Genomic DNA, 709 nt, shown 5'->3' on the forward strand with positions numbered 1-709 from the left:
TACTCCAAGCCACTCTCTTTTGACCAACTTGTTAGCTTTGTGAAAGACAATAAAGAAGAAAAAGCCATCATAGATTAACGATGGCTTTAGTGATGTCGGTTTTAAACCACGATTTCCGTTTATTTCTGCATTTCTTGGTACATCACCTCAACAAGCTCGCCTTTCGGGTCGCCCGACAATTCCCAAGTAAAAATGCCACCTAAGTTCGCCTGTTTCGCCCAATTTGCTTTGGCTTTGATCGAGCGTTGATCTTCGTAAGAGATAAAGACTTTCTTTTCAGGATTCCACAAGTACGGCGCTTGGGATTGCTCATCATAGTTGTACTCGTAGCCCTGCTTCGCTCCATAGTTCTTCACTAAATCCCAGAACATGAAATAGCCGTTCTCACCCGTACCAAACTGCGCTCCTTGCTCGGATACGAGATCTTGTGTTGGTAAGCCACCCGAAAAATCTTTAGTACCTTGCCAGCCACGCCCATAAAATGCAGCGCCAATCACCAGTTTTTCACTTGGAATACCCAGCTCGATCATCTGGTTGATGAACACGTCTGCGCCCATGCCCCACCAGCTTCGCTCTGTCGCGTGCAAGTTGGTAGTATGGCCAGTTTGTTGCCCCCACCCACCAAGAAAGTCATACGGCCTCGCAAACATGTTGGGTAGGTACGGTTCTGCTGCTTTGCAATTGATACCTGGCGCTTTTGGAACAACCC

1 protein-coding gene is annotated in these 709 nt (G+C 47.2%); it reads right to left on the reverse strand.

Annotated features, from left to right (window positions below):
- Positions 1–119 precede the first annotated feature (119 nt).
- Positions 120–709 (reverse strand): glycoside hydrolase family 18 protein (locus R7Q09_RS25635; RefSeq protein WP_318143877.1); only part of this gene is annotated, 590 nt, incomplete at its 5' end.

The organism is Vibrio sp. 2130-1 (genome assembly GCF_033339515.1).